The organism is Sorangiineae bacterium MSr11954, from assembly GCA_037157815.1.
Taxonomy (GTDB): Bacteria; Myxococcota_A; Polyangia; order Polyangiales; family Polyangiaceae; genus Pendulispora; species Pendulispora albinea.
This window is the reverse complement of record CP089984.1, coordinates 11,372,068-11,394,322: the sequence shown is the minus strand read 5'-3', so window position 1 is coordinate 11,394,322 and position 22,255 is coordinate 11,372,068. Positions and strand designations below refer to the sequence as shown.

The 22,255-nt window shown below is 64.2% G+C and carries 21 protein-coding genes; 12 read left to right on the top strand and 9 right to left on the bottom strand.

All coding sequences use genetic code 11. The features are described 5' to 3' along the window. Nucleotides 1-9: 9 nt before the first annotated feature. A complete protein-coding gene (locus LZC94_44735) occupies nucleotides 10-819 on the bottom strand; it encodes a redoxin domain-containing protein (GenBank protein WXB14915.1) in 810 nt (269 codons plus the stop codon). Between the two features lie 1,078 nt (nucleotides 820-1,897). Here LZC94_44735 and LZC94_44730 point away from each other — a divergent pair. The 3 genes from LZC94_44730 to LZC94_44720 all read left to right on the top strand — a co-directional run bounded on the left by LZC94_44730 (nucleotide 1,898) and on the right by LZC94_44720 (nucleotide 6,856). Beyond that, nucleotides 1,898-2,197, top strand: coding sequence for a hypothetical protein (locus LZC94_44730; protein WXB14914.1), 300 nt, complete (start codon nucleotides 1,898-1,900; stop codon nucleotides 2,195-2,197). A gap of 205 nt (nucleotides 2,198-2,402) precedes the next feature. Continuing rightward, nucleotides 2,403-2,903, top strand: coding sequence for a DUF6328 family protein (locus LZC94_44725; GenBank protein ID WXB14913.1), 501 nt, complete (start codon nucleotides 2,403-2,405; stop codon nucleotides 2,901-2,903). A gap of 263 nt (nucleotides 2,904-3,166) precedes the next feature. Continuing rightward, complete coding sequence (locus LZC94_44720; GenBank protein WXB14912.1) at nucleotides 3,167-6,856, top strand: hypothetical protein; 3,690 nt, start codon at nucleotides 3,167-3,169, stop codon at nucleotides 6,854-6,856. A 34-nt stretch (nucleotides 6,857-6,890) separates the two neighbouring features. Here LZC94_44720 and LZC94_44715 read toward each other — a convergent pair whose 3' ends face one another. Then, nucleotides 6,891-7,547, bottom strand: coding sequence for a LysE family translocator (locus LZC94_44715; protein ID WXB14911.1), 657 nt, complete (start codon nucleotides 7,545-7,547; stop codon nucleotides 6,891-6,893). Between the two features lie 170 nt (nucleotides 7,548-7,717). Between LZC94_44715 and LZC94_44710 the strand changes: the two genes are divergently transcribed. From LZC94_44710 to LZC94_44690, 5 genes are all read left to right on the top strand, one after another. After that, nucleotides 7,718-8,566 carry a hypothetical protein gene (locus LZC94_44710; protein ID WXB14910.1) on the top strand — a complete coding sequence of 283 codons (849 nt, stop codon included), beginning with the start codon at nucleotides 7,718-7,720 and terminating at the stop codon, nucleotides 8,564-8,566. Nucleotides 8,567-8,702: 136 nt separating this feature from the next. Continuing rightward, on the top strand, nucleotides 8,703-9,554 hold the full coding sequence (locus tag LZC94_44705; GenBank protein ID WXB14909.1) for an AraC family transcriptional regulator: 852 nt from the start codon (nucleotides 8,703-8,705) through the stop codon (nucleotides 9,552-9,554). 4 nt (nucleotides 9,555-9,558) lie between these two features. Beyond that, a complete protein-coding gene (locus LZC94_44700) occupies nucleotides 9,559-9,966 on the top strand; it encodes a hypothetical protein (GenBank protein WXB14908.1) in 408 nt (135 codons plus the stop codon). 625 nt (nucleotides 9,967-10,591) lie between these two features. After that, nucleotides 10,592-11,560 carry a hypothetical protein gene (locus tag LZC94_44695; GenBank protein ID WXB14907.1) on the top strand — a complete coding sequence of 323 codons (969 nt, stop codon included), beginning with the start codon at nucleotides 10,592-10,594 and terminating at the stop codon, nucleotides 11,558-11,560. A 10-nt stretch (nucleotides 11,561-11,570) separates the two neighbouring features. Continuing rightward, complete coding sequence (locus LZC94_44690) at nucleotides 11,571-12,107, top strand: GNAT family N-acetyltransferase (GenBank protein ID WXB14906.1); 537 nt, start codon at nucleotides 11,571-11,573, stop codon at nucleotides 12,105-12,107. On the opposite strand, the gene LZC94_44685 is transcribed toward LZC94_44690, so the two are convergent. Beyond that, complete coding sequence (locus tag LZC94_44685; GenBank protein ID WXB14905.1) at nucleotides 12,069-13,238, bottom strand: MxcI; 1,170 nt, start codon at nucleotides 13,236-13,238, stop codon at nucleotides 12,069-12,071. The genes LZC94_44690 and LZC94_44685 overlap by 39 nt on opposite strands. A gap of 63 nt (nucleotides 13,239-13,301) precedes the next feature. Here LZC94_44685 and LZC94_44680 point away from each other — a divergent pair, with 63 nt between their 5' ends. After that, on the top strand, nucleotides 13,302-13,562 hold the full coding sequence (locus LZC94_44680; GenBank protein WXB14904.1) for a nuclear transport factor 2 family protein: 261 nt from the start codon (nucleotides 13,302-13,304) through the stop codon (nucleotides 13,560-13,562). Between the two features lie 24 nt (nucleotides 13,563-13,586). Here LZC94_44680 and LZC94_44675 read toward each other — a convergent pair whose 3' ends face one another. Continuing rightward, complete coding sequence (locus tag LZC94_44675) at nucleotides 13,587-14,591, bottom strand: RNA polymerase subunit sigma-70 (protein WXB14903.1); 1,005 nt, start codon at nucleotides 14,589-14,591, stop codon at nucleotides 13,587-13,589. A gap of 15 nt (nucleotides 14,592-14,606) precedes the next feature. Then, the gene (locus LZC94_44670; protein ID WXB14902.1) at nucleotides 14,607-15,248 is read right to left on the bottom strand and encodes a glutathione S-transferase family protein; all 642 of its coding nucleotides are present in this window, start codon (nucleotides 15,246-15,248) and stop codon (nucleotides 14,607-14,609) included. 258 nt (nucleotides 15,249-15,506) lie between these two features. On the opposite strand from LZC94_44670, the gene LZC94_44665 reads away from it, so the two are divergent. Beyond that, nucleotides 15,507-16,256, top strand: a complete 750-nt coding sequence (locus LZC94_44665) for a hypothetical protein (GenBank protein ID WXB14901.1) — start codon at nucleotides 15,507-15,509, stop codon at nucleotides 16,254-16,256. A 44-nt stretch (nucleotides 16,257-16,300) separates the two neighbouring features. Here the strand turns inward: LZC94_44665 and LZC94_44660 are convergent, their stop codons facing one another. Both LZC94_44660 and LZC94_44655 read right to left on the bottom strand, forming a co-directional pair. After that, a complete protein-coding gene (locus LZC94_44660; protein ID WXB14900.1) occupies nucleotides 16,301-18,724 on the bottom strand; it encodes a hypothetical protein in 2,424 nt (807 codons plus the stop codon). Then, entirely contained in the window at nucleotides 18,682-18,837 is a 156-nt protein-coding gene (locus LZC94_44655; GenBank protein ID WXB14899.1) for a hypothetical protein, read from the bottom strand. The genes LZC94_44660 and LZC94_44655 overlap by 43 nt, the downstream gene beginning before the upstream one ends. Before the next feature lie 351 nt (nucleotides 18,838-19,188). Here LZC94_44655 and LZC94_44650 point away from each other — a divergent pair, with 351 nt between their 5' ends. Beyond that, entirely contained in the window at nucleotides 19,189-20,424 is a 1,236-nt protein-coding gene (locus LZC94_44650) for an MYXO-CTERM sorting domain-containing protein (GenBank protein ID WXB14898.1), read from the top strand. 2 nt (nucleotides 20,425-20,426) lie between these two features. Here the strand turns inward: LZC94_44650 and LZC94_44645 are convergent, their stop codons facing one another. Next, complete coding sequence (locus LZC94_44645; protein WXB14897.1) at nucleotides 20,427-21,116, bottom strand: TetR/AcrR family transcriptional regulator; 690 nt, start codon at nucleotides 21,114-21,116, stop codon at nucleotides 20,427-20,429. 156 nt (nucleotides 21,117-21,272) lie between these two features. Between LZC94_44645 and LZC94_44640 the strand changes: the two genes are divergently transcribed. After that, nucleotides 21,273-21,671: a RidA family protein gene (locus tag LZC94_44640; protein ID WXB14896.1), complete on the top strand. Its 399-nt coding sequence runs from the start codon at nucleotides 21,273-21,275 to the stop codon at nucleotides 21,669-21,671. 130 nt (nucleotides 21,672-21,801) lie between these two features. Here LZC94_44640 and LZC94_44635 read toward each other — a convergent pair whose 3' ends face one another. Beyond that, a complete protein-coding gene (locus LZC94_44635; protein WXB14895.1) occupies nucleotides 21,802-22,122 on the bottom strand; it encodes a hypothetical protein in 321 nt (106 codons plus the stop codon). Between the last annotated feature and the right edge of the window lie 133 nt (nucleotides 22,123-22,255).

Below are 22,255 nucleotides of genomic sequence, written 5' to 3'. Positions count from 1 at the left end.
GGGTGCGGCTTACGGCGCGGCCGGCTCGGCCAGGAGCGTGCGCACCAGCGCATCGAGCTGGGCCTCGTGCGACGCATCGTAGCCGGTGACGACCTCGCGGACCACGCCGCGCTTGTCGATAATGAAGAGCGTCGGCAAGGCCGAAATGCCGTACGCGCGATGCGTGGCCGCCGACTCGTCGACGGTGATGCCGAAGCGCATGTTCGTGCGCTCGGCGAAGACGGCGGCCTCGTCGCGCCCATCGGTGGTCATGCCGATGACGCTCAGACCTTGCGCGCCGTAGCGGGCCTGCCATGCGCTCAAGGTCGGGGCCATGTAGCGGCACGCGCCGCACCACGTGGCCCAAAAGTCGAGCACCACCACGCGTCCGCGAAGGGCGCCGAGATCTTTGGGGGCGCCCTTCACGGGCTCGACCCCGCTCCAAACCGGCGCGGGCTTGCCGACGAACTCCATGCGCTTTTGGTCGTCGGCCGAGGGCCGCGGCGCCAAGGTCACGCGCAAGGTGGTCTCCGCCCCATCGCGCACCACGGTGACATTCACGACGTCGCTGGTGGTGTGGCTCCCCACGACCCGCTGCACATCGTCGGGCGAGGAGACCTTGGCGGTGTCGATGCGCACGAGGCGGTCGCCATCGCGCAGCCCGCCCTTTTGCGCGGGCGAGCCCGGTATCACCTTGTTCACCCGCACCCCGCCTTCGCGCGGGGCCTCCATGCCGATGCCGAGCCAAGCCCTGCGCGTCTCCGCGGATGCATCCCCAGCGTTCGCTACGGTCCAGGCAAGGGCAACGGCGGCAAGCGCGACACGAAACCGAGGCAACATCGGGAAAACCTTACGGCACAAAACGCCGTGGCGCGACCCCGACCACCGACGGATCGGGGGTCGAGCTCGCGCCACGTGATTTCTTTTCCTGGTCGAAAAGGAACGAAGCTTTGCCAAAGCTAAGAAAAGGGAGCCGAACGATAAGCCTTGCTGCCTTTTCTTCGACGTGGTCGAGAGCCCGCCAAATTCGGCCAAGACAGACTCCGCCGTCGGAGTACCAAAGTGGGGGTGCGAGCTCCGCGGGGAGCGGAGAAAGCGGAAAGTTACAGAAGCTAGGGAAGAAACGAAGCCAAAGCGTGGTTGCCGCAACAAAGGACCTGAAGGAGCAAAGTGGTCCCGCCCAAGCTTTCTCGGCGTAGCCCAACGCCGAGGTTGTTGCGCGCGGCCCTTCTACAGCAGCGGTCATGCCAACCGGAGCTCGACTGCCCGGCTGGGCTTTTTCCCCGTACCTGTGGGCTTTTCGTCGCCACCCCAGAGGGTGAGCCGTACTCGAGAAGGACGACATTCCAGTCATAGTCCAACCGAGAGGTCCGCAACTTTTTCAGAGTGTGGTGTTTCGGATGTTTCGGCGTGCCGCTCATTCGCGAAGCGTCGTCGTCGGCGATGGCGCGCGCGTCGTTCACGTCGTGGACACGTCAACGCGACGTTTACGTCGTGGACATGTCGACTGGCGCCTACGTCCTAGGCGCAGCGACTCGGCGCGCGTCGTAGCGCAGCGACTCGGCGCAGCGACTCGGCGCGCGTCGTGGCGCACCGACTCGGCGCGCGTCGTAGCGCAGCGATTCGGCACGCGTCGTGGCGCACCGACTCGGCGCGAACGCCTTGGCCACCCTGCCATCCTTGTACATGGTCGCCCCGCGTACGAGGTGCCCGCGAGCCGCTCGTCGCAATGCCATTCCACATCACCCAACATCATCCAGCGGAGCGCTCGTTTGCATGCGAACCGCATCGACCGAGTTTGGCCCGTTCACGTCGCGGCGCCGAGTCATCGCTTCTGCGAAGCAGATAGAACAGAGCGTCATTCGGCACACGCGCTGCACAGCGGCGAGGGTCACAGATGAACCCAAAGGAGATTTCCATGAACATGTACTCATCCTCGGCGACGGGTAACGAGCAGAAGGAGGGCAAGATTGCGCGCACCATCGAGCACCAAACCGCGAAAATCCCCTCCGACGTGTTCCTCTGGGTCGCGGGAGCCGCCATCGTCGGCTCGGCGTCGCTGCAACTCATCAGCCCCAAACGCATGGGGCTTTTCGGTATCCCATCGCGGCACGGGCAGCTCTCGCTCTTCGTCGGCCAGTGGGTGCCCACCCTGCTGCTCCTGGGCGTTTACAACAAGATCGTCAAAGTCCTAGGCTCGGACGGCCGCAACACGTAGCGAACGGCCAAGCGCCCCGCGACGATCGTCCGAGAATCATCGGGTTGTGCTCCGATGAGACGCAAATCGTTGCGCATTGCCCCTCCTGCCGAACTGCCACAGCGAGCCGCCGCCTCGCGTCCTTGTGCTTTGCACGAACCGAACTTTGCATTCGTGCCGGGGGTCGTTCGTCCGCGAGCGCCCCCGTTCACGTTCGATGGATCGCATGACCGTACCCCTCGACCCTGTTCGCATATCGAAGTCCGACACATCGTCCCAGGAAGACGAGCGCTCCGCGGGGCTGACCGATCTGCTCAGCGAAACGCGTATTCTCCTCCCCGGCACCGAGGTGTTCCTCGGCTTTCTCATGACGATGCCGTTCACGGATCGCTTCGAGAGGCTGGCCGACGTTCAGCGCGTCGTTTACCTCTGCACGTTCTTCGGCGCCTTGCTCGCCCTCGTCTGCTTCGTCTTGCCCGCCGCTTACCATCGCATCACGCGCCCCATACGCCACAAAGACCGCTTCAAGCGATTCGCGAGCCTCTTTCTGGTCATCGGGCTCGTCCCATTGTCCCTATCCATCGTTCTCATCACGTGGCTCATCACATCGCTGGTGGAATGGCAGCTCGCGTGGATAGCAGCCTTGGTCATGTCGATCGCGATCGGGATCGCGTGGTGGGCGCTGCCCTTGGCCCGCGCGCACGATCACTTCGACGGACGAGGATGATCGTCGGTGCTGCACATCACGCACGCGGAGCTTCGCGTTTCCACGGGTCGTGAATCATGAATGACCAAAAGCGTCCAATCGACGTTTGCGTCAAACGCTGACGCACCCGCGTCGGCGGCCAACGCGGGGCCCTGCCGAGCGGCCCAGGTGGCACGGCGCGGGAGCGGGACGCCGCGTGCTCGGACGCGCGGCACGACCGTTGCGAAATGCGGCGCGCGCGTCGTTATCGCCCCACCGCCGCCACTTCGCTCCGAGGCTCCGATATGGATACCATCGACATCCCCACACGCCTCTCCAAATCGCCGACTTTGCGTGTGAGCGCCGAGTCGGAGTTGATGAAGAATTACCAGGGAGCCCTCCCAACGTCGCCCGAGCGCGATTTGTTTGCCGTGCACGACGCCCAGCTGCGCCCCATCGTGTTTGGCTTCGGCACCGATGGGCGCCTCTTCGCGATCCACCATCGAGACGAGGACGCGACCGGGTGGACGCAAGTGGATTTGACCCCGAGCCTCGCCGATCTCGGGGTGCCGGTGACCATCGCCGCCGGGCAATTGCCGGGCGGAAACATCTTCGTGGCGGTCGGAATGAAGGACAAATCCGATCCGACCAAGACCCGAGTCGCCATTGCCGGCCCCTTGTCTCCCGATTTGTCCAAGACGGATTGGAGCAACCTCCGCGGCGCATGGCTCTACTTGCCGCTCGTGGCCGGCGCTTCCACCCCGGAAAAGATCGCGGTGGGCCCCATCGACGATGGCCAAGGGTTCGGGATCCCCACCATCGCCGTGAGCGTGAAAGGCACGGATCCGGCGAGCCCCACCACCTTCTTGGCGCGCGCGTCCGTCGATTCGAACACCGGTGCCATGGGTTGGGGGTGGATCGATTTTCCGACCCCCACCGTCAAAGCCACATTGCGCGACTTTGCCTTGGGCGCCATCTCCGACCTCGGCCCCGGTGTGTACATGCTCTACGACGGGGTCGGAGAGCCCGATTCGGGGACCGCCGAGGGCACCTGGCTGGTGTTCAAGACATTTCCGGATGCGCGCGGCCGCGGCTTCGATCGTCAGCTCCTCGCCCCGAGCGGCGCGCGGTGCCTGGCCACGTCACCAGGTCGAGACGGCACCACGGCGCTCTTCGTGGCCGGCGCGTCCGGCGTTCATTGGTTCCCTCCCGATCAGCAAAGCAAGCGCGCGAACGCCACCCCCATCGCCGGCGCCGATCTGGTGCCCGAGATCCTGCCGGGAGGGCTCATCGTGCGCGGCGACCAAGCTCGGGAGGGGATCACCTCGGTGTGGGTGCTCTCCGGCGAGAACCTCTATCGGTTCGACGACCTCGATGGCACGTGGACCACGCCGCTGCTCCTTCGAAGAGGCGTGGCCCGCGTGGCGCCCCTCTCCAACGATCGCCGCTATGCCAATGAGCTGCTCTATGTCGGCACCGACGTGGAGGAGACGCGCTATCTCCAATACATGTGGCAGGACCCTTCGACGACCCTCTGGAAGTCGGACGACATCCCGCTGGCCCAGCCCGATCGCCTGTACGAGTTCGGCTGTTACACCACGCACCTCTCCTTCGAGGACGCAAACGGTCAGCCGCTCCTCGGGCGCGCCTTTCGCGTCTCGGCCGGTTCACGGGTGCGGGCCGTGATCAACGGGGTCGCTCATTTGCTCGATCCAGCGACGGAGATCGAAGCGGCAACCGACTTTCAGGGGCATATCACCATCATCCAACCGGTGCGCGATCTGGCCACCCCGCAGCTGCATTTGCGCGCGGACTTCTTCGATGGAATCATCGACGTAAACCCCGCCCACAACGTCGCAGACCGGCTGCACAAGGTGAGCGCTCCGAGCGACGTTCCCGTGCTCCCGGCGAAGCTCCCCGATCCGATCCAAGCGAGCGACGTGGTGTCCGCCGTCCGCTCGTTGGCCAGCCTTCACCCCGCGTCCGCGGGGGACCATGCGGCGGCCGTGAGCTACCGCACCTCGGCCGCGCCCCAGGCTCTGCGAACGGCGCACCTGCCGGAAGGAGGCGGTTTTTCCCTGTCGTTCGACGGCGGCGGCTACCGCGTGCACGACGCCGCGTCGCTCCAGGCCAATTTCTCCCTGGGCGGCTGGTTCTCCCACGCCGTGGGCGACGCCATCGCGTTCTTCGAGTCGTCCATCCACGAGGTGAAGCACTTCGTGGTCAAGGTCGAAAAGGAGGTGGTGACCTTCGCCGCCTACCTGGGCGAGACCGCCGTGCAGTTCGTGGTGAAGACCGCCGAGGAGGTCTACAAGCTCGTCTCGTGGGTCTTCCAAAAGATTGAGGTCGCCTTCGACGATTTGATCCACTGGCTCGGCTACCTGTTCGAGTGGAAAGATATTTGGCATACCCACAAAGAGCTCGCGGCCATGACCCGGGCCGGCCTCGACTACATCGGCGCGAGGGCCGACGCCGAGATCGCGCATTGGGAAAAGCGGGTGGACGACTTCTTCGATCACCTCGGATCCGCCGTTCGTTCGGCGAAGGTGCCCGCCGACATGGCGAGCAAGCGGCTCACCGAGGGCGCGGGAGGCCCAGTGAGCACCGTGGCGCGGGCGCTGAAGTCGCCGGCGGGCAATTGGGCCTTTTACCAATTTCAGCACGGGGGCCTCGCGGGCGGCCGCGAGCCCCACGTGGATCCGGTCGATCCGAGCGGGCACGAGTCCCTGCTCCGCGAGATCAGGGACGGTTTCGTGTCGGCTGCGCGCGATCTCCAAGGTGCCATGCTGCAGTTCATCGGAGCGTGGCATGCGGGCGACGTCACCTTGAGCGATCTCGGGCGGCTCGCAGAGGCGCCGCTCTTGGCCGCCCTCGAGCCCCTGCGACCGGTGATGAAGAGGGCCTTCGATCTGCTCCGCGCCGCCCTTCGCGCGCTGCGCGCGGGGCTCGATGCCGAATTCCCGGTCCCCTTCATCGGGGCTTTGTACGAGTGGCTCACCACCTTCATCGGGGACAAGGAGAAGCTCACGTTCATCAACGGGATTGCCCTTTTGGTGGCCATTCCCCTCACCATCGTCTCCAAAGCTCTGGGCCGCGGGGTGCCCTTCTCCGGCGGACCGGGGTTCGATCGTCCGGAGTCGTTCGCGTCGCTGTTGGAGCCCGAAGCTCGAGGTCGCGCGGCGCGGCTCACGACCGCGGCAAACGACGATCGAGACTCATGGAGCGCGGCGAAGTTTTATATCCAATGGGGCGGGATGGCAGCGGCCATCGTGGGGCTCCTTACGCCCGTGCTCCGCGCCATCTCCCTGTATCAGGCCCTTACGGCGTCGAGCGACGCGGATTCGCCCGAAGAGTATCCCTTGCTCACCCAAGGGGTATCGACCTACGGCACGGACACGGGGGACGATGGCGGCGCTTCGCCTTCGCGGCTGCCGGCCGGGCTCTCACGCATGGGCGGGCTCGAACGATTTCTTTTGATCGTCGCGGCCGTGTGCGACGCCATCCAATTCGTGACGACGCTTCCCATCCCGCAAAAGGAGCTGCCCGTCGATTCGTTGTCCTACTGGTTTCGGTGGGGGGCCATCGTCGCGCACCTCTTGCCGATGCTGGCGGGGTACTATTCCCAAATTTGGAAAACGGATGAAGCCCCGGAGACCGGAGGCGCCTACACCTTCGCCGGCGATTTTGCGGCGCTCGGGTTCGTCTTGGGCGGAAACACCATCAGCGTCATCGACCACATGCCGCCGAGCGCGAGCCAGTGGGCCGCGGACTTGCTCTCCACCGGCGGGGGCACGTGCCAAGGGCTCGGCGAGATCCTGGCCAGCGCGGCGTCGAAGGACGACGGGCCGGCGAGCAAATTGGCCCTCTCCTTCTTCGCCGTGCTCATCGGAGGCGGCGGGTTGTTCGCGGCCTGGTCGGGCACCAGCATCTACATCTACCTCGCGAGCAAGGCGGACGGCGCCGACGGTACGGTGTTCACGGTCCCCGGCGGCTGATCGGGGACTTCGATGTTTCGCGGGGGGCGCGCGCTCAGCGCGACTCCACCGCGAGATCGATGCCCAGCGCGATGAGGACGGTGCCGAGGACGCGGTCCATGCGGCGCCGTATGGTCGATGAAAGAAACCACTCGCGGGCGCGATCGGCGATGGTGACGACGCCGACGCACCATGCGGTGTCGACGATCACCTGAATGACGGCGAGCCACACCGTCGTGACGAAGATGGGGCCCTCGGCCGGAAGAAACTGGGGAAAGAACGAGAACGCAAACACGGCCGCCTTTGGGTTGGCCGCGATGGTCAGGAGCGATGCGCGGAACGCGGACCAATTGGACCGATGGCGCGGAGCAGCGGCGGGGAGCGCGTCGCCCTGCTCGCCGTCCCTTCGCATGGAGGCCCGCCAGGCCGACACACCGAGCACGACGAGCGCAATGGCGCCGACCACGCGCATGCCGTCGAAGAGCATGCGGTTGGCCCGAAGCAAGGCGGTGAGCCCCGCACCGCTCGCGAGCGCCCAACCGAAAAGCCCAATCTCCGTTCCGGCCACGGAGGCCAAGCCAGCGCCCCTGCCATCGCGCACGGTGCGCTGCAACAACAGCGCGGTCCCCGGGCCGGGCGCCACGGCAAGCGCAAGACACGCCAAGGAGAATCCCGGCAATATCGTTACGATATGCTGAAACGTGGAATCCATGTGCGCAGCTAAGCAGAACGCGTACGGGCCGCCAACCCGCCGCGCCAATGCCGCGTTATCCAGCTTCGCCACGAGCGCGGCATCGCGACTTGACAGGCCCAAAGCGGCCGTGCGACCGTAGCGAGCTCTTCCGTTTCCATGTTTCCATTCCCATCACCCGGGGGCAGACGATGAGAAAATCGAAGACCGTGCGTGGGCTGTTCGGTGTTGCGGGAATGTGGGCCCTCGCGGCCGGCGTGGCGATGGCAGGATGTGCCGCTCCAAACGAAGAGCATGAGAGCGTGCTCGCACAATCGGAGAAGCTCGACATTTGTGGGACATCTTGTCCGGAAGGGTTCTACCCAACGCGGGTGGCCACCAACCACGCGTGCAGCGGCAGCCTGCAAGTGGCATGTCAGCCGATCGCGGGATCGCAATTCAATGCGTGCGGCCACGAATGTCCATCGGGCTACTACCCTTCTCGCATCGACGGCAATTACGCCTGCGGCAGCACCTACGAAAACGTCTCGGTATCCTGTCGCGCCGTCACGGGATCGCAATTCAATGCGTGCGGCCACGAATGTCCATCGGGCTACTACCCTTCTCGCATCGACGGCAATTACGCCTGCGGCAGCACCTACGAAAACGTCTCGGTGTCCTGTCGCGCCGTCACGGGATCGCAATTCAATGCGTGCGGCCGCGCGTGCCCGTCGGGCTACTATCCTTCTCGCGTCGACGGCAATTACGCGTGCGGCAGCTTCTACGAAGACGTCTCGGTGTCCTGTCGCGCCGTCACGGGGTCGCAGTTCAATGCGTGCGGTTACGTGTGTCCGTCGGGATATTACCCTTCTCGCATCGATAGCAATTACGCGTGCGGTAGCGGCTTCGAGAACGTGTCGGCGTCGTGCCGCGCCGTCGCCGGATCGCCGATCAGCTCGTGCGGCACATGTCCTGGCGGCTATCACGCAACGAGGTCGCAGAGCGACATCACCTGCGGCGCGCACTATGGAAACATCCGGGTGACCTGCGCCAAGGATTGACGCACGAGAACGCCGGGATCCCGTGGCCCGGGCCGAAGCGCTCGCCGAGCAGCGCCCGCGAGAAAAAGCGGTCTCGCCCGGCCAAGCCTCGAACCCGGGTTTGCACCCGGGTCGTTTCTGCTATCGATGGATAGGGATGCAGATCATCGCCCGGCCTCCGTCCCCCGCGCTCGCGCCGTTCGTGGAATCGGTGTGGCGCTTTCGAGGCCGTTTTGCGCACGCGTACGAGCGCGTCCTGCCCAAGGGCACCATGCAGCTCCTCGTGAACCTGCACGAGGACCAGCTGCGCGCGTACCGAGGCGAGGGCTACGCGACGGTTTGCCGCACGCGCGGCGCCATTTTGTGCGGTGTGCACGCAAAACACGTCGCCATCGATACGGAACAACAGCGCGACATCGTAGGAATCAATTTCCGGCCCGGCGGCGCGTTCCCCTTTTTCCCCGCGACGGCCGCGACCATGCGCGAAATGTTCGTCGAGCTCGACGCTTTGTGGGGTCGCGACGGCGCGCTCCTGCGCGAACGTTTGCTCGAGGCCGGCGATACGGGAGCCATCTTGCGCACCCTCGAATCGGCGTTGCTCGAGCGCGCGAGCGCCCCGTTGAAGCTCGACCCCGCCGTGGCCTTCGCGGTAGCGTCCTTCGATCGCGGCGTGGGCGTGTCCCAAGTGACCGAGCAGCTCGCGATGACCCCCACGCGCTTCATCCGTCGTTTCTCGACGATCGTGGGGCTCACCCCGAAACGCTTTGCCCGCGTGCTCCGATTTCAGCGCGTGCTCGATGCCGCGAGCCGGAAGCAACGGATCGATTGGGTGCGGGTCGCGGTGGATTGCGGGTACTTCGACCAGGCGCATTTGATCCACGAGTTTCGCGAGTTCTCGGGGATGAAGCCGACGGCGTACCGGCCCCGCTCGCATACCGACCCCACCCACGTACCGCTCGCCGAAGGAGAAATTTTTACAATCCCCGGCACGGCGCGAGCTCCACGATGAGCGCATGACCACGGACACCAAAAGCCTTTCGGGCCTCTCTCCCGCGCGTACCTACATCCATCTATCGAACCTCGGCGGAGCCTCCGCCATCGACGTCGACGAGCGCTTTTGGGAGACGCTGGGATCCCGCGACGATCTCTTGGAAGGGCGACTCCTCGGGTTGATGCATCTGGAGAGCGACTCCGATCATTGTGAAATGCACCCTTCGGGGGACGAGATCCTGATTCTGCTCTCCGGCGCCATCGACGTGATCGTCCACCAGCCCGAGGGAGACGTCGTCACCCGCCTGACCGGCCTCGGCGCGTGCATCGTGCCGCGCGGCATTTGGCACCGCGTGCTCGTGCGCGCGCCCTCCGAAATGATCTTCGTCACGCCGGGCAAAGGGACCGAAGTTCGCCCCATCGCGTCCTGACGCTCCGCCCCGCGTCGCGCGCAGGGCCGTCCTGCCAACGCTTGAGGTAGCGGGCCTGCGATCCCGAGACGGATCCCACATGGCCGCAGAGGCGACCCGTGCCATGAGCGGCATGCTGTCGCGGCGCGCCAACCTGGACGAGCGGCAATCGTCATGCGATCTCCAGATTACGCGATTAATAAATCTTTCGAAAAGTACTCATTGAATGAAGCGTATCTTAAAAGGGATACGCGTGGTCGCAGGCGGTCACGAATTAAATACCATCTACAGATGTATCTGCATCGACTCTTCGCTTGACAGCGTGGATGCGAAAGCTCACCCTAGCTTCGCCGGGGGGAAGCAGCGCACTTGCCGGGCGAAAGCCAGGCTTTCAAAGGAGCCGCTTCACATGGAAGAGCAGGAAATCGAGCTGACCGATTGGTACGAAGCCGAGACGCACGACGACGCCGTCGAGATGATGCGAGAGGACGCTGTCGTCCCCTTCGCCACGGCGCTCTGGCCGACCTGAAATCAGGAGTAGCCAGACAATCCAAGTAGTAGACCACACGAGAAGATGGAAGGGGCGCTCGGGACCTCTTCCATCTTCGTTTTCCACACTTCTACTTTCTAGGCCGGGTATCGACGAATGTCCCAATCGCATTTTTCGAACTTCATCGGGTATCTCCATCATCACCCCGCGCTCGAAGGCCTGGAAAGACCCCACGTTTTCGTCGGTTTCACCAAGGATTACGCGGCGCTTGCAAATGGAATCGTCGGCGCCGGCTCCTCGGAGCCCGGGCGCACGCGATTCACCTCGTGCGCGCTCGACCAGGAGAGCACGGAGCGCGCGGCCGAAGGGATCCGTGCGTGCGATCTCTTCTTGCTGCTCTACGACTCGTCCACGCTCCCCGCCCCGTCTCCTCGAGGCCCCGATTTCATCGTCGCGCTGAAGGCGATCATCACGGAGCATTGGAAGAAATCGGTGGTTTTCAAAGATTATGGGCGGCACTTCGAAGATGCGTTCCGCATCGCGCCGGAGCGCATTCGCACGCTCAATCGACGGCTGATCGACATCGCCAAGCGCTCCTCCCGCCTCGAGTTCACCGACGCCTACGGCTCCCGGCTGACGGCCGAGCTGCTCGGCGCAGAGCAAAAATGGACCGATGTGAACGGATACGGCAGCCCGGATCTGACGCCGGGTGAAATTGCCACCCACACCGACCGGATCAACGGCCGTGTGTTCTTCACGGGGACATTTCTCAGCACCATACCGTTTGCCATCAAGTACGGCATCGTCGAAGAGCCGGTGGAGCTCGTCATTTCGAACGGGGCCATCGAATCGATCGCGACGGACAACGCGTCCTTGAAGCGGGACCTCGAGCAGTACATCGCGATGAACGAATCCAATCGAAGGGTCGAGGAGCTGGGGATCGGCACCAACGAGGGCGTCACCAAGCTGTATGCGCGAAATGCCGGGTTCGAAGAGCGCCATTGCGGTTTGCATTTGGGGCTCGGTGGGAGCAAAAGAGGGAGCCATCACCTGGATTTGATCTTCGCCACCGGCGCCCTCGCGTTCGATGGACAGAAGATCTTCGACGGACACTACACGCTATGAGGCCAGGCCCATGACGACCGCATTTCGAACGGCGTATCTGGCGGACCACCCCGAGGTGCACCCGACCCTCGCGTCGTGGTTCGAGGCGGAGTGGCCGAATTGGTACGGTCCAAACGGCGAGGGAAACGCCCGTGAGGATCTCGCGCGGTACGCTGCGCGTGCTCGTCTGCCCATCGGGATCGTGGGATTTCTGGGCGAGGAGCTCGTGGGTGTCGCGGTGCTGCGGGACCAGTCGGTCCTGGCGCCGGATTTGCGACCTTGGGCGGCAGCTGGATTCGTGCATCCCGCGCATCGCCGGCAGGGCATTGGCGCAAAGTTGCTCGCGGCCGTCGAAGAGGTGGCGCGCGATCTCGGCTTCGATCGCATTTATTGCGGAACGGAGACCATCCCCGCGTACCTCCAGCGCGTCGGGTGGACGCTCATGCCCCGCGCGAACGCCGGCGGCACCTCGGTTCCGATTTATGCGAAGACGCTCGTCCCCCGGACGCCCCCCCTCTTCGTCGACGGCTCAGCGCACGCGGAAGAAGTGGTACGCCCAACCCGGTGACTCGTAGAGGCGCTTGACCGATCCGTCGGGGAACATTTCATAGGCGACGGTGGAGGCGTGGTCGGCGCGCGGGATGAGGAGGAACGTGCGGCCGTCGACCCGCTCGGCGCGGTATCCGCCCGAGAAGTAGTCGATGCCATCGACGATTTTGGCCTTTTGCGTCTTCATATCGAAGGACCAGAATCGCCAATAGTTGCCTTGAAGGGCCTTCTTCGGATCGGTGCTCGCCGGCACGAGCTCTCGATGAAAGGCGGCGAAGAGGGCCGTTTGGTTGCCGAGGTAATGAAACGCGATGCCCTGGCGACCTTCGGTCACCTCCTCGAAGCGAAAGGTGAAGCTCGGATCGATGGCCGTTTCGCCCGCCTTGACCCGGACCACGCACGTCTTGGGGGCGCCCGCCTCGAAGGCAGGGGCGAGCGTCGCAAATGCCCAGTTGCTGAAGTAAAGATTGCCCGCGTCGTCTTTGCTGACGAAGTCCACGCCCGGGCAAGGCACGTCGATGACGGTGCGAAGCTGGTCTTTGTCCGTATCGTAGACGGCGATTTGGGATACCGGGGCGATGCGGTAATACGTGTTGTCGGACCAGTAGTAAGGCCAGTACACGGCGTTGTCCCGGGTCGCGATCGCGCGATCGAAGGACGCGCGCACGGACAGGCCATCGCGATCGCGCACGATATCCGTGCCCGCGATCTGCTGGCTGCGAATGGTGAGGGTATCCGGCTCCCACACGAGGCGGTCCACGACATTGAGCGCCATGTAGCCCTTCTTCGATTGGCCGAATGCGTTCGACGAGAGGGTTATCTTGGAGGCATAGGTCGCGAAATTGATCGATCCGTCCTCCTTCCATACTTTGTCGTCCGTCACCCCGAACCGGGTCACGATGGGCGCGTCGCCGCTGGACACGAACAGCTTTCCATCCAGCGCCTCGGCCCCGACGACCCCGTGGAACTCGCGCGCCTGTTTGAAGTCGACCGAGGTGATGTCCGGCGAATCGAAGAGGTTGATGTATGTGGTGCCCGAGTCGGTGGTAATCGTCCTGCTCGCGAGCGCATAAAGCGGCTTGACGCCGTCGCCGCCGGTCGGGGCGACGTTCCGGTCGTTGTCACTGCTGCACGAGCAGATCGCGCTCAACGAAAGAGAAATGAAGGCGGCTGTGCATCGAAAAAAGCGAACCATGCGGCCATATTATTGAAAATGAAAGTCGTTTACCACAACCTCGTGGTCGGCACGGTGGTGATCGAGGGCGATGGCGACGAGGCCACGGCCGAATGGTACTGGATGGTCGTCTTTCGCAAAGGCGTGCCCGGAATCGTCGCGACGGGGACCTATTACGATAAGCTCAAAAAGATCGAGGGCGCTTGGAAGTGCGTGCACAGCCGTCACGCCGTCGACGCGAACTGGCCGCGCAAGTACTTCGAGGACCTGATGGCCGAGCACGCGGCGCGGTCCGCATAAAGTCACGCCCGCGAGGCTATGGAGCTATTTCGGCGTCGCCGGAAGCTCGGCGGGCAGGCCGAACAGCGGGAACACGGCCTGCATCATGAAATGATGGATGCCTACGATGACACCGTGGCGCACGTCGATGACGTCGATGGCGTGAAGCCGGACGGGCTCGCCGCGTAGGGGGGAGTGGTAGAAGGCAAACGCAGATTGCGCGTTGGCGCCGATGCGCAGGACGCGCAATCCACCCGGCGGCCATTTGGGCGCGGAGAACATTTTCCGGAAGAACGCCTCGTTCGCCGCGCGGCCGTCGAGCCACATGGGCGCTGGGGGCATGGTGGTCTTCACGTCGGCGTGAAGCAATGCCACCAGCGCTTCGATGTTGGAGTCTTCGAAGGCGCGCACGTATCGGGCGAGCAACGCCTCGTCCACCGGCTGCGTGCTCGCCGCGATGGACGCGACGTCACGGCCGCCCAACCGCTGCTCGACCGCCGTGCGCGCGCGAAAGAGGGCGCTGTTGGCCGCGCCCACGCTGAGGCCCAGCGCGGACGCCGTCTCCTCCGCCGAGAGGCCGACGACGTCGCGCAGGAGGAGCGTCGCGCGCTGCGCGGGTGGGAGCAGCTGCAGCGCGGCGACGAACGCGAGCGCGACGCTCTCTTTGAGCGTGTAGCGCGCGGCGGGTGAGGGATCGCGCGCGCTCCCGAGCCAGGTGTCGGGCACGGGCTCGAGCCATATGGGCTCGTCGATGGCGGGGGCGAACGGCGCGAGAGGATCCATGGGAGGACAGGTATCCGATACGAGCATGCGCCTCGGACGCGATTTCAGCTCGTCGAGGCACACGTTGGTGGCGATGCGATAGAGCCATGGGCGGAGCAACCCCGGATCGTCGAGGCTCTCCCGCGCGCGCCACGCGCGCAGCATCGTCTCTTGCACCATATCGTCGCCGTCGTGCGAAGAGCCGAGCATGCGATAACAGTGGAGCCGGAGCGCACCGCGCAGCGGCTCCACCGCGTCGAAGAAGGATCCGTCGGGTTTGTCCTGCATGGGCCTCGCTAAACGCTAGCGCATCAAGGCCTCGGCGTCTGCGAGCGCGCGCTTCATGCTCTCGCGCGTGAGCATTCTCCCGAGCCAAGCGTCGACCCGCGGATAGGTGCGGACCTCCAGCCCGCATGGCTCCGCCAAACTGTAAAACGATGCGAGCGCAAAGTCCGCGAGCGAGAGCTCTCCAACGACGTACTCTTTGTTGCCGAGCGAAGCCTCCAGGATGCGCGAGCACTTTTTGAACTCCGCGATGCCGAGCTCGATGAGAGATTGATCCGGTACGCCCCGTCCGGTGATCTTCTTCGCGATCCGCTCGAAGGCCACCTTGCGAACAGCGGGTCCAAAGTGAGCCAATTGCCAACAGAGCCAGCGCTCCACCTCCGCGCGCGCCCGCGCATCGGATGGCACCAGCGAGGGCGCGCCCGGCCGGCTTGCCGTGGTCGCCAGGTAATGGATGATGGCGTTCGACTCCCAAAGAATGAAGTCACCATCTTCCAAGACCGGCACCAAGCCATTGGGGTTGATCGCGAGAAAGGCGCTCCCACGCCGTTCCTCTTTGACCAGGTCGACCGCCACGAGCTCGAGCTCGACCCCGAGCTCATAGGCGACCGAGCGAACCTTGCGACAGTTGGGCGAGAACGCAAAATCGTACAATTTCATGCTGCCATCCTGGTGGTGGGTGATGGGCACGGCAAAACGCGCCCTTTCCCCTAAGACTTGGCGGGCGGCGGAAACTGTTCGCGCGATCCACCGGCGCCGGTCGATTCATGGTGGACAAATGTGCGCCGGCCCTGCGGGGATGCTTCTGGTGCACGATCGGAGAAAGAAAACGCGCGGTGATGTCGAGCGGGGCGGTGTGCCTCGAGGAGTCAACTCGTGTCATTTCATGGTTTGGCGAGGCGCACGTAGATCGAGAGCATGATCGTGCAACATGCTTTTTCCAGCGGTGCGACGCGAACCTTGCGCCTCGTGTTTCTGGGCGCTGTGCTCGGACCACTGGCCTGCGAACAGAACCAAAATCCGTGCGGCTGCGGGTCGCTGCACACCACCCCGGCGACCGCATATCGATATGCCCATGGAAGCGCGTCGGTCGTTCGCGACGACGGCAGCGTCGCCGACGCGCGTGGCGAGGAAAGAGGAACCGATGCGCTCTACTATTTGATCGGACAGGACACGATCCAATCAGGAGGCGACTCCGGCGTGCCGTGCATCACGGGCGTGGATGCGGGCCCGGATGCGGGCGACGCCGATGCGGGCGACGACGCCGATGCGGGCGACGCCGATGCAGGTAACAACGCCGATGCGGGCAACGACGACGCAGGCAACGACGCCGATGCAGGCGATTCCGGAAAGCCCGCGGGCCATCCCTGCTTGAACCTAACGAGACAGTCGCTCCTCGTCACATGGACGACAGGCTCGCCCGTCCTCTTCGACGTGCGAACCTGTCCATCGAAGGATTGGTGGCTGTCGGCTCCTGCGATGCGGGGGGATCTGCCGGCGTCGTGCCAAGATGCGCAAGGGAATCTCAAGCCCATGACGCATTTGTCGGTTCAAGGAACCATGACGAACACCCACGACGGCTGGATACTCGAGGCGAACACCTCGCGCGTCACGATCCATGTGACCTCCGGGATGGTCCGCACGCCCGCATCGTCGGAGTGCTACTAGAACGCATCCGGCACGCGAGGGGTGCTAGCACCTGCGCTCGGGGTTCAATTCTTCCAGTGAGCGATTCCCGTAGAGGGAATGCGTTCGTTGCCCGCGCCTGCTTCGGCAATTTCACCGCCGAACCAGAGACCATCGTCCGCCACGGCAATCGTGCTCACCGCGCCCGCCACGCCTCCGCCGAGGCTCGTGAAGCGCGTGCCGTCGTAAACGAAGACGTTGCGCCCGCCGCTCGTGGGCCACACCTCGCCCGCCGCGATCAACTTGCCGCGATACTCCACCAGCGACCTGAATTGATGTCTCGTCCGCTCCATCGGTGCTGGCAGGCCACGTTCGGGGGTCCCGATGTCGATCCATTCGGTTCCGTTCCACTGCGCAAGGACGGGGCTGCCGGGAACGCTCGTATTGCTGCTGGCGTAGATGAACCGCTCACCATATTCGAGCGCATAAACCGCCGAGGGTAAGCCGGCCCCGAGAGGGGCAAAGGACCGCCCATCGAAGCGCGCAACGCGGGAGATCTCCGCCGTACCGATGTGGGTAAAATCACCTCCGACGACGAACGCGCGTTCCGCGCCCACTTCGCAGGATCGTGCAAAATCGATTTGCGCGACGGGGCCATCGAACCCGCGCTCGATCATCGTGAAATGGTCGCCATCCCAGCGCGCAACGTACCCCGAGTCGCGTGCGCCGCCGACCATCCAAAGGCGGCCTTCGGGGTCGGCGACCAAGTTCGGGGCGACCGCCACCTTCTCGTTCATGTCGGCGAGCGCAACCCACTCCGATCCGGTGAGCTTGAACAGGCGATTCACGGTCGCCCCGATCTCGATCCCCGCGCTGCAAGCTGCAAAGACGTCGCCTCGGCGGTCGACCGCGATGCGGCTGCAGTGGGTCCTCTCCGGCAGGGAGCCGCTGAGGATCGTCCACTGATTTTCGTCCCGTCGAGCGACGGAGAGCAACGGAAGGCGCCTTCCCGCAACATGCGATATGCCGCCAAAGGCATAAAGAGATTGCTTCGGCCCACCGATCACCAGATCGCTCACCGGCCCCGCGAAACCTTGATTCGCCTTGCCCTGCGCCTGCCAGCCCTCTCCGTCGTACGCAATGATGCTCTGCGACGCGACGCCACCTTGGCCTCCAGAATACCCGCCGACGAGCAGGCGCGTGCCCATGCTGAAGAGGCGTTGATTCGGCATTTGCCAGAGCGCTGCAGGCCCCTCGAAACCGCAACGAAGCAGCCCACCCCAAACACCGTTTGCGCCGCCGAGCGCATCGCCCGCCAGGGGCTCCCATTCCGAGCCACTCCATCGGGCGATCCCATTCGTGAGCACGATCCCTGCGGGGTTCCTGACGTTGTTGAAGCACCCGGTGATGTACAGGCTGCCCTGATGGACCGCGACATCGCTCACGACACCGCCATAGTTGCCGGCGAAGACACCACCGCCCATCATCTCCCACGCCGTTCCGTTCCAGCGGGCTACCCCGCCGCCGATTCCGCGCCCTAGCTCTTCGAAGATGTACCCACCGGCATACAATTGACCTTCGGGGCCGCGCGCGAGTGCGTAGACCCACGCCCCGAAATCCATGTCGTGAGGGGTCCATGCCGTGCCATTCCACTCGGCGACCTTCTTTGCCGCAATCCCCCCGATCTCGGTGAACGCGCCCCCCACGAGCACGTGCCCGGTACGATCGTCCACCATCACGTCGTAGACGGCTTGGTTGGCCGGACCTCCGGGCGGCGCCGACCACGTCGTGCCGTCCCAGACGGCAAGGTGGCTCACCCCACTCGTCATTTGAAAGAATCCAGCCATCCATAACTTGTCACCCGCCCAGACCAGCGTGCGAACCGCGCCTTGAACATCCGTGACGGCCTCGAAGCCATGACCGCGATCGACCCAAATCCGGCTCTCCTGGCGATGTCCTATCTTGGGAGGGAGATTCACGCTGAGCGCGATCTCTCCTTTTGGCCCTACACCCACCGCGCTGATCCCCCAGGCAGCGTCGATGTCGAAGTCTTTTCGCGCGGACTTCCATTGCCCATCGTGAAGGCGCACGAACGGGTCGATGGGCTTCCGGCCCGACCAGGAGAATTGCCCCACGGCCAGGACGTCACCGTTCTTGTCGCGAGCAAAATCGGCCACCATGGGTGACGAAGCGAAGGCCGGCAAACGCGTATCCGTATCGGTGAACCCCGCGATGGTCATTCGATCGTCCCAGCGGCCCCGATGGGGCGACCATTCCAGGCCTTCCTGATCGGACGCGGAGCTCGGCAGACTTCCGTCGGTTCCGCAACCGACGGCCGATGCGAGGGTTGCGATGAGAAAGAGAATCGCGCCATGCAGCCGCGGCGAATCCATATTGAACAATTTAAAGCAATTATGAGCCATACATTCTATCAACTGCATCGACCGTGCCGAAGTATAAATACGTATTATTTCCGCCCCGACAGCGGTCCTTCGAACAGCATTTGGCACACTTCGGCATCGAGACGATCCGGCTTGCGTCCTGACTCGGTTCGCGCGGCAGACAACGCAAATGTCTTGCCGATGAGGCGGCGCAGCATCCGGCGGCAGAACGTGGCGTCCATCGACGCTATCCTCGTGACCACCGCGCGTGCGGCCTTCCATGACAACCCCGCCCATCGATGGCGCGCGGCGATGCGCGCCAGCCTATACAATCGCAATACAGTTGTTCTTACATTTAGATCGCGACAAAGCCGAGCGCGATCGCGATCGCGAAGCGCGCGCCCCGGCGGAGTGGACAAGAGCGCCCGACACGTCACCCTAATCCGCAAATGTGGGTGAGCATACTCAAAGGCGTGCTTGCGCGTGGAACGGTTCTTTCCTCGACGGAACGAATGGAACCGCGCGGAGGCGATGAAACTGCTCGAAAATGCCATTCGATGGTGATCGGCATACCTCGTGCTCATTGGGCGGCGATGCGTCTCCTCGAAAGCGCTGTTGCCATTGGCTCCATGTTCGTCGTGATGCTCGCCGCGACCCCCGCGAATGCCGACCCCCTGGTCGGCGGCTCGGGCGCTCTCCTCAAGCAGTGCAAGCTGACGAGCGAGAAACCCTACCCCGTCGTGCTCGTGCACGGTCAAGCGGGCACCTTCGAGGGCATGAGCGCGGTCTCCGATCGGCTCACGCGCGAAGGGTACTGCGTCTGCGGGACGAACTATGGCCCCATCAACCTTGCCAATGGCGGCGCGTACGGCCAGGACCATCTATGGAATAGCGCCGACCAGATCTCCGAGTACATCGATTCGGTTTTGAAGTACACCAGCGCCAAGAAGGTCGATGTCGTCGGCCACTCCGCGGGCACCGGGGTGCTCGACAACTACGTCCTCAAGAAGGGAGGCGCATCCAAGGTGCACGCCTTCGTCTCCTTTGGCGGTCTGCATCATCCGTATGCGCACCTGGGGGTGCCGCGGTTCTTCGACTCCGACGTTTATCTGCCGAATCTCTTGGCCTTCGGGCGGCAGTTTTATCCTGGCCTCACGGTGAAGCAAGTCGCCGATACCTTGGTGTCGACATTTGGGCTCGATCGCTCGCTGGCCGCGACGGTGCAGTCTCCATTCGCGGAAGATCTGTTCGACGCCACCTACTGGAACGATTTGCACGGCGGCCCTTCGGAGCCGGATGGAACATTCCTTCGGTTTGCGACCAATGGCCGATCCTTGCCGACGCACGACTCGGCCTCGGGCGTCTGCTACACGAACATCGTCGGCATCGCAGATTTTCTGGTCGGCGGAAGCACGGGATGGCAAGACGAGGCGTCGGGCGTCGAAAATTTCCTTCTCACGTCGCAGGTGACGGCGAACATGCACAGCGACATGTTGGGCAACGAAGAGGCCCTCTCGAAGATGCTCGAGGGGTTGAGGAAGGATTGCGGAGGCGGAAGCAGCGTCCAAGCGCAGCGCGTCCAAGGGAGTTTGCAACTCGCCACGGACAAGAACACCACCACCACGGAGGCCGCGGCTCAAAAGGAGTTCGGGGACGCCTTCCTCCAGGCCCTCGAGCGCGATCCCAGCTTGCGCAGCGAGGAAGGCGGGTGCACCGTTTCACCGCCCGCGCGTGAGCTGCCCTTCTCCGGATTGTTCGTGCTCGGTACCCTGGTTGCATTCCGGCGCCGCCGCCGCGTCCCATCTTCGGTCGACACGCGAACGTCGTAGCGTCATCGCTCGGTCCGCAGCAAACCGGCGGCGAGGTGCCGGAAGGCCTCGACGGCCTTTGCAAAGACGGCGTGCGGATCGTCGGCGGCCGCAATCCAAAGCGATGCGTTGAGCGCCGCGCCATTGAGGAGCCGGGCGGCAGCTTCGGCGTCCATGGGCTTGACCGTTCCCTCCTCGATGAGCGCCTCGATCGTTTGCGTCATCGCGCGAAGGCACGCGTTCTGGTTGGGCCATTGCGATGGATCGCCGAGCACGGCGGGGCCGTCCAGCAGCATGATGCGCTGGATCTCCGGCTCCAATGCCATCTCGAGGTAGGCGATGCTCTCGTCGAGAAGCCCAAGCCATAAGGTCTTGGCCCGCGCCTGCGCGGCGCGCATCCGTGCCACCATTTCGGCGTCGATCTGGTCGACGACGGCCTGCAGCAGGCCCTTCTTGTCACCAAAATTATGGTAGAGCGCGCCTCTTGTAAGGCCAACCTCGGCGGTGAGCTCGTCCATGGACGCGTCCGCATAACCTTGGGTCGCGAACGCCTTCCGAGCGGCCTGAATCAGCTTGGCTCGGGTTTCCTCCACCATTTCCGCACGCCGTCTCGCGACCACCGCCGCCTCCTGCCTAAATTGACATACGCCGCGTATGCGTATTGACATACGAGCCGTATGTGTAAAGGTAACGGCATACGGGGCGTATGACAACCGTCGTCCCGGACGGGTGCAGCCTGGCGCCGTTTCCTCGGCCGGGCAGAGGACCAACCACGCTCGCGACCCGCGAACGTCGTTCGCCTTTTCGGCGGGGACGGCTCGCAGCGGCGAGCGGATAGGTGTGCCTCATTTCAAACAGAGAGTGCAATCATGGCCAAACGCGATGCGATTTTTCCTGCCGGCCGGCAGGCGCTGTACGAGATGAACCGCTATTCGGCGGCGATCCGATCGGGAGATCTTTTGTTCGTCTCCGGCCAGGTCGGCAGCCGCGCAGACGGCTCGCCCGAGCCGCACTTCGAAAAGCAGGTTCAACTCGCCTTCGACAACCTCGCGGCCGTGCTGAAGGCCGCCGGTTGCACGTTCGACGACGTCGTCGACGTAACGACCTTCCACACGGATCCAGCCGCCCAGTTCGAGACGATCGCCGCCGTTCGGTCGAAGGCCATCGGAGAGCCGCCCTATCCAAATTGGACGGCGGTGGGCGTGAATTGGTTGGCGGGCTTCGATTTCGAGATCAAAGTCATCGCACGCATTCCTGAATCCACCTGATCGGATTGGCGGCGCGCACGCCACCTTGAGGCCCGAGGCCGCGTGGATCGTCTTCTCCGGCGCGCACGCCGCGTGAGAAGCCTCCGAGACCGGATCACGGCCGTGATCGAATTCGATTTCGAGATCAAAGTCATCGCACGCATTCCTGAATCCACCTGATCGGATTGGCGGCGCGCACGCCACCTTGAGGCCCGAGGCCGCGTGGATCGTCTTCTCCGGCGCGCACGCCGCGTGAGAAGCCTCCGAGACCGGGATCACGGCCGTGATCGAAATCGGCGCGCGGCGCCTCGCCCGAGGTGGCCGCGTTCGCGGTGTTGAATCGCGTCGACCCGGACCGCCGGTGAAAAAGATCCATGCCCCCCTCGGGCGCGTTCGGATCGTCCGCCGTCGCCACCTGCACCTTCCGCGTTTCGCGCGCCGGGTCGCGGTCGTCGCACGGCACGTTCAACATCGAACAACGTGGAGCGGGCTTCCCCGCGCATGCTGCCGGGTGGGGCGCCCGCGCTCTCGGAGAAATTTGCGATCGCGCAAGACCGTATCCGTGGCGCCTCCCGCGTGCCGCTCGGCCTTGTCGACCGCTCGTT